Genomic DNA, 6,589 nt, shown 5'->3' on the forward strand with positions numbered 1-6,589 from the left:
GAGTCTTCGTCGACGGCACCCCGCTGCCGCACCCCGAGATGCGTCCCTCGGAGAATCGCCTTGCGGGAATACCCCCCGGGGGTATGCTGTTCCTTGAACACGGACAGCGCCGCACGGCGCATCACACGGGTGGAGAGCACCATGAAGAGCAATTCCGGCCACGACCTGACCAGCCACAGCGGCCACGGTGGAGCCCAGCCTGGCGGGCTGTCGGTCTCCGAGAGCGGGTACACCCTCCAGTTCGACTCCACGATCCTGTCCACCGGGGTGCAGACGGTCACCTTCCGGGTGACCGGTCCCGACGGACGGCCCGTGACCGGGTTCAGGCCCGAGCACGAGAAGGAACTGCACCTCATCGCCGTCCGGCGCGACACGACCGGCTTCCAGCACGTACACCCGGTGATGGACCGCAAGGGCACCTGGAGCGTCGAAGTGGCCCTGGCACCGGGAGACTGGAGATTCTTCGCGGACATCCACCCCGCCGGCCACGACGGGACCATGACGCTGGGGATCGACGCCTCGGTCGCCGGACAGTACGACCCCCGGCCGCTTCCCGAGGAAACCCGCACCGCTCAGGTCGGCGCCTACACCGTCACCCTCGACGGCGGACTCACCCCCGGCGAGGCGAGCGACCTGACGCTCACCGTCAGCCGGGACGGACGGCCCGTGACCGACCTACAGCCCTACCTGGGCGCGTACGGGCATCTGGTGGCGCTGCGGGTCGGCGACCTGGGCTACCTCCACGTCCACCCGGAGGGCGCGCCCGGCGACGGCACCACCGAGCCGGGCCCCGAGATCACCTTCATGGCCACCGCGCCGTCGGGCGGTACGTACCGCCTCTACCTGGACTTCCGGCATGACGACGCCGTCCGGGCAGCCGAGTTCACGGTGCCGGCCACCGCGACCCCGCCCCGCGCGGGCGCGACGCCCCAGGCAGCGCCCGCGCACACGGGCCACCGCCACGGCCGGCAGGCGCATCACGCGCATCACTGAGCGGCAGGGGCCGGGCCGCGGGCGCTCAGCGAGCCCAGTGCCCGCGGCCCCGCACTCCCGCGACGCACCCGCACCCCAGCCCCTTCACCCCACCCCCGCCGGAAGGACCGTCATGCCCCGTCTGACCCGACTCACGCCCGACACAGCGGTCGGCGCCTCGCGCGATCTCCTCACCGAACTGGCGTCCCGGCACGGCCAACTCGGCGACATGGTCTCCACCATGGCCCACTCGCCCGCTGTCCTGGGCGGCTACCTCCAGCTCAGCCGGGCCATGGGCCGAGCCAAACTCAGCCGCGCGACCAGCGAACGGATCTCGATCGCCATCCAGGTGCAACAGGGCTGCGGTCTCTGTCTGGACTCCCATGTCAGCGCCGCCCGCGCCATGGGAGTGGACGAGGAGGAGATCGAGCGGGCCCGCGCGGGCACCTCGGCCGATCCCGCGACCGCGGCGATCATCGCGCTCGCCCTCCAGATCTACCGCGAGCCGACGTCGATCACCGACGAACAGGTCACCGCGCTGCGCGAGCACGGCCACAGCGACCGTGCGATAGCCGACGTCGTGGGCGTCGTCGCGCTCAACATCCTCACCGGCTCCTTCAATCTGCTCGCCGGGCTCACACCGGGGAGCGACACCGATGCGTAGCGCCACACCAGCCCCCCGTCACGGGGCACGGCCCTCGCCCCAGGGCCGTGCCCCGCCGCATGGACACGGAAGGAACACGCCATGCGACTGTTCGCCATCCGCGACTACCGCTACCTGTTCAGCGCCCAGATCATCGCCCTGTTCGGTACCGGGCTGACGACAGTGGCCCTCGGACTGCTCGCCTACGACCTCGCCGGGCCGGACGCCGGCACCGTCCTCGGCACCGCCCTGACCGTCAAGATGGTCATGTACGTGGTCATCGCGCCCCTGGCCGCCGCGTACGTCGCCCGCTTCCCTCGAAGAACCCTCCTCGTCCTTCTCGACATGGTGCGGGCCGCGGTGGTCCTGGCCCTGCCGCTCGTCACCGAGATCTGGCACATCTACGTCCTGATCGGCCTGCTCCAGGCCGCGTCCGCCGCGTTCACGCCGACGTTCCAGGCCGTCATCCCCGACATCGTCACCGACGAGTCCGACTACACCCGCGCCCTGTCCGCCTCCCAGGTCGCCGCCACCATGGAGACCCTGCTCAGCCCTGTACTGGCGGCGGTCGCCCTGGCGTTCATCAGCTTCGACCGGCTGTTCCTGGGCACCTCCGCCGGATTCCTGCTGTCCGCCCTGCTCATCCTGCCCACGCGCATCCCCGACGCCCGTCCCGGTGCCCACACCCGGGCGTGGGACAAGGCGGCGGCGGGGATCAGGACGTTCCTCAGGACGCCGCGGCTGCGCGGTGTCCTGGCGCTCAACCTCGTGGTCGCGGCGGCGGGATCGATCGTCGTCGTCAACACCGTCAACTACGTCCGTGACGAACTCGGCGGCTCGCGGTCGGACGTCGCGTGGATGCTGGCCGCCTCCGGCGGCGGAACCCTCCTGGCCGCCCTCGCGCTGCCCCGCGTACTCGACCGGATCGCCGCCCGCACCGTCATGACGACCGGCGCCGCAGTCCTCACCGGCGCCACGATCGCCGCGGCCGCCTTCTCCGCCGCCGGCCTCACCACATGGACCGGTACGGCGATCATCTGGACCGTGATCGGCACCGGGATGGCGTTGATCATCACACCGACCGGCACCATCCTGCGCGCCTCCGCCGCACCCCACGAGATCCCCGGGGCCTTCGCGGCCCAGTTCTCCCTGTCGCACCTGGCCTGGCTGATCACCTACCCCATCGCGGGCTGGCTCGGCACGAACGCCGGCTTCACCCTCACCTGGTCCGTCCTCGCGGTCCTCGCCGCGACGGGCACCACCGGCGCCCTCCTCCTGTGGCCACGCCACGACGGACCGCAAGCCGCAGCCCGACCCGCGACGCACCTCCGGCCCACGCCCGAAACGGACAGGTCCACTCTCACCGAGGCGGCCTGAGGAGCTGTTCCCACGCTCCGCCGTCCGTGCCGGTGACAGGTCCGTTCGACGGCCGTACGGTCCGGCAGGCTTCCGGCGCCGCACCGGCGGGCACCGCCCGACCAGCTTTAGCAACCAAGGTTGCTTCGAGTCGATTAGTCAACTACGGTTGCTTACATGTCCAGCAAGGATCCCGCGGACGCACTCGCGGCCGTCGCCGCCCTGCGCCGCCTCGCCGATCAGCTCGAAGACGCCGCCGTCGAACAGGCGATGCGCTCCGGCTGGGGCTGGCCGCAGGTCGCCGAGGCACTCGGCATCACGCGCCAAGCGGTCTACAAGAAACACGCCAAGCGGCTCATCGCCGCCGGAGTCACCTTGAGGAGGCGGGGATGAGCCGGTTCGACACATACCTCCAGTCGGTCCTGGACCGGGCCGAGACCGAGGCCAGGGAGGACAGTTCGGCGACCATCGACGCGCACCACCTGCTGCTGGCGGTGGCGGCCGGGGACGGCACCGACGCACAGCGCGTGCTCCACGCGGCCGGCCTGGACCACGCGGCCCTCAAGGACGCCCTGCGCCGGGAGTTCGCCCACAGCCTGGCCGTGGCCGGAGTGTCGCTCGGCGACTTCGACCTGCCGCGGGCCACCCAGGATCCCGCACGCCACCCCCGGCTGGGCGCCTCGTCCAAGCTCGCCATGGAGCGGATGGCCACCGCGCACCGCAAGAAGGACCTGCGCTCCGGCCACCTGCTGCTCGGAGTCCTCCAGGCGGAGGTGGGCACGGTCCCGCGCACCCTGGCCCTCGCGGGCGTGGACCGGGCCGAGCTGATCGCACGGATACGGAGTGAGCTGTGACACAGGCCGCCCTGAGCGTCGACGGGCTGCGCATGCGGTACGGCGGCACCGACGTCCTGCACGACGTGACCTTCCGGGTGCAGCCGGGCGAGGTGGTGGCACTCCTGGGGCCGAACGGCGCGGGCAAGACCACCACCATCGAGATCCTGGAGGGTTTCCGCATGCCCTCGGCCGGTCGTGTGCGGGTGCTCGGCACCGACCCGGCACACGCCGACGAGCAGTGGCGTGCCAGGGTCGGCGTCATGCTCCAGTCCTGGCGCGACCACGGCAAGTGGCGGGTCCGGGAACTCCTCGCCCACCAGGTCTCCTACTACGCCTGCTGCGCACGTACCCCGTGGGAGCCGGACGAACTCGTCGACGCGGTCGGCCTGACCGCCCAGGCGGAGCAGAAGATCAGAACGCTGTCGGGCGGGCAGCGGCGCCGCCTGGACGTGGCGCTCGGCATCGTGGGCCGCCCCGATGTGCTGTTCCTCGACGAACCCACGACCGGCTTCGACCCTGAGGCCAGGCGTGAGTTCCACGAGCTGGTGCGCCGACTGGACACCACGGTCCTGCTGACCACCCACGATCTGGACGAGGCGGAGAAGCTCGCCGACCGGATCGTGATCCTCAGCCGCGGCCGGATCATCGCCGACGGCACACCGCACGAACTGGCCCGGCAGATCGCCGGTGAGGACCGCGTGCGGTGGCGGCACGGCGAGGAGCAGCACTCCCGGTCGACGCCGCGCTCGACCGAGTTCGTACGCACACTCCTCCAGCGGTACGGCGAGGAGATCAGCGAACTCGAAGTCCACCGCGCCTCGCTGGAGCAGACGTATCTGGCGCTGGTGCACGAAGCGGAGCACGAGACGGAGGCTGCACGATGACCTGTGCGCTGCGCATCGGCCTGACGCGTGGCCTGATCGAGCTGCGGCAGTCGTTCACCAACGGCGCGGAGCTGTTCAGCCATCTGCTCTGGCCCCTTCTGACGCTGGGCGCCCTGTGGTTCATGCGCGACGCGGAGTTCGGGAGCACCGGGCTGCTGCTCGGCACCCTCGCGCTGCCGGGCATCCTGGGCATGAACGCCTCGTTCGGCATGGTCAGCATGAGCCAGCTGCTCACCGCGGACCGCGAGGACGGCACCCTGCTGCGCGCCAAGGCCACCCCTCACGGCATGACCGGCTACCTCGTCGGCAAGGTCCTCTCGGTCTCCGGTGGACTCCTGGCCGACCTGGCGATCCTTCTGATCCCCGCGCTGTTCCTCATCAACGGGCTCGACCTCGGCGCGCAAGCCTGGCTGGGACTGGCCGGGGTCGTACTGCTCGGCATGGTCGCCACCCTGCCGATCGGCGCCATCCTCGGCTCGGTGTTCACCAGCGCACGCTCACAGGGCCTGATCCAGCTGCCCGTCCTCGGGATGATCGCCATCTCGGGCATCTTCTACCCCGTCACCGCGCTGCCGGAGTGGCTCCAGTGGGTCGCCCAGGTGTTCCCGCTCTACTGGCTCGGCCTGGGCATGCGCTCCGCACTACTGCCGTACGACGCCGTGGCCATCGAGATCGGCGAGTCGTGGCGGCACCTGGAGACGGTCGGCGTACTGGGCGCCTGGGCACTGTTCGGCCTGCTCGTGGCGCCGGTCGTACTGCGCAGGATGGCACGCAGGGAATCCGGCTCCAGCATCGCCGCGCGCCGCGAACGGGCCCTGCAGAAGATCGGGTGAGTCCGGCCTGATCCGGCGGGGAGCGGTCCGCACCGCTACGGCACGGAGTCCGCCGGCGGGGTGAGCTGCTCCAGAGCACCCTGCATGTCCCAGTTGAACCAGGCTTCCGCGATCTTGCCTTCCGTGAAGCGCAGGGTGACCTGGCCGCCCACCTCGAAGGTCCTGCCGGTGGGAGGGAACCCCTCGTACTCGCCGAGGTGACGCCCTCGTACGGTGAACCGCGCGGCCACGAGGGCGTCCTCGGCCACCATGCTCTCCGCCGTGTGCCGGAGGTCGAAGGCCGCGGACAGCTCCTGATAGATCCGACGGGCCTCGGCCAGGTCCACCGTCTCCTGTGGCATGGCGGGGTCGTGCTCTCGGTAGTCCGGGGTGCACAGGTGGTCGTACGCGGGCAGGCGGTTGCGTTCGTCCGTCTCTTCCAGATAGCGGCCGGCCACGGACTTGTTTCGCTGTTCCATGTCGCTGTCACTACCCGGCCAGGCGATCCGTGATGGGGAATTTCGCACGAATGTCGCCTCTAAGGGGCAGGCCGTGCGACTGAGTTGACCGCGGATGAGTGCGGGCAGCACGTCCTGTCGTCGGGGTGAGCCGTCGGCCGGATCTCGCCCGGCTGGGTGAGGTGGGGGTGGCCGCCGGTCACCCCCAGGTGGTTTCGAGCAGTGCGGCGAGCCGCAGCAGCCAGGCGTCCTCGTAGGGACCGGCGATCAGCTGGAGGCCGACGGGCAGGCCGTCCACCTCCCCGGCGGGCAGCGACACGGCGGGAAAGCCGGTGCTGTTGGCGGCGGCGGTGAAATGGTCGCCGATGTCGGGCCAGCGCAGGGTGCGCCCGTCGGGCAGCACAGTCCCGGTGGCGCCGATCGGCGGGGCGGTCACGGCGACGGTGGGAGTCGCGATCGCATCGACCGAGCGGAGCGCGGTGTGCAGTTCACCCGCGATCCGCAGCCGCTGCCGGTGCGCGCAGCGTACCTCGTCGTCGGTCAGGCGTGCCCCTGCGGAGATGAGCGCCCGAGCACGCGGATCGGTGGACTCGTCCGTGACCGGGGGCCGCAGCGCGGTCGCCGCCTC

General features: G+C 71.1%; 9 protein-coding genes. 7 read left to right on the top strand and 2 right to left on the bottom strand.

Annotation, left to right across the window (positions count from 1 at the left end; all coding sequences use genetic code 11):
* Nucleotides 1-141: 141 nt before the first annotated feature.
* From ACFRFC_RS36815 to ACFRFC_RS36845, 7 genes are all read left to right on the top strand, one after another.
* A complete protein-coding gene (locus ACFRFC_RS36815; RefSeq protein ID WP_382693643.1) occupies nucleotides 142-993 on the top strand; it encodes a hypothetical protein in 852 nt (283 codons plus the stop codon).
* A gap of 112 nt (nucleotides 994-1,105) precedes the next feature.
* Nucleotides 1,106-1,636 carry a carboxymuconolactone decarboxylase family protein gene (locus tag ACFRFC_RS36820; RefSeq protein ID WP_382693645.1) on the top strand — a complete coding sequence of 177 codons (531 nt, stop codon included), beginning with the start codon at nucleotides 1,106-1,108 and terminating at the stop codon, nucleotides 1,634-1,636.
* Between the two features lie 81 nt (nucleotides 1,637-1,717).
* Nucleotides 1,718-2,992 carry an MFS transporter gene (locus tag ACFRFC_RS36825; protein ID WP_382693647.1) on the top strand — a complete coding sequence of 425 codons (1,275 nt, stop codon included), beginning with the start codon at nucleotides 1,718-1,720 and terminating at the stop codon, nucleotides 2,990-2,992.
* Nucleotides 2,993-3,148: 156 nt separating this feature from the next.
* The gene (locus ACFRFC_RS36830; protein WP_382693649.1) at nucleotides 3,149-3,364 is read left to right on the top strand and encodes a hypothetical protein; all 216 of its coding nucleotides are present in this window, start codon (nucleotides 3,149-3,151) and stop codon (nucleotides 3,362-3,364) included.
* Nucleotides 3,361-3,825, top strand: a complete 465-nt coding sequence (locus tag ACFRFC_RS36835) for a Clp protease N-terminal domain-containing protein (RefSeq protein WP_382693651.1) — start codon at nucleotides 3,361-3,363, stop codon at nucleotides 3,823-3,825. Before ACFRFC_RS36830 ends, ACFRFC_RS36835 begins: the two co-directional genes overlap by 4 nt.
* A gap of 32 nt (nucleotides 3,826-3,857) precedes the next feature.
* On the top strand, nucleotides 3,858-4,691 hold the full coding sequence (locus tag ACFRFC_RS36840; protein ID WP_382693662.1) for an ABC transporter ATP-binding protein: 834 nt from the start codon (nucleotides 3,858-3,860) through the stop codon (nucleotides 4,689-4,691).
* Entirely contained in the window at nucleotides 4,688-5,524 is an 837-nt protein-coding gene (locus tag ACFRFC_RS36845; protein ID WP_382693653.1) for an ABC transporter permease, read from the top strand. The genes ACFRFC_RS36840 and ACFRFC_RS36845 overlap by 4 nt, the downstream gene beginning before the upstream one ends.
* Nucleotides 5,525-5,559: 35 nt before the next feature.
* Here ACFRFC_RS36845 and ACFRFC_RS36850 read toward each other — a convergent pair whose 3' ends face one another.
* A complete protein-coding gene (locus tag ACFRFC_RS36850; RefSeq protein WP_382693655.1) occupies nucleotides 5,560-5,982 on the bottom strand; it encodes an ester cyclase in 423 nt (140 codons plus the stop codon).
* 178 nt (nucleotides 5,983-6,160) lie between these two features.
* Nucleotides 6,161-6,589 (bottom strand): amidase family protein (locus ACFRFC_RS36855; protein ID WP_383112693.1); only part of this gene is annotated, 429 nt, incomplete at its 5' end.

Source organism: Streptomyces sp. NPDC056734 (assembly GCF_042790455.1).
In the GTDB taxonomy this organism is placed as follows: domain Bacteria; phylum Actinomycetota; class Actinomycetes; order Streptomycetales; family Streptomycetaceae; genus Streptomyces.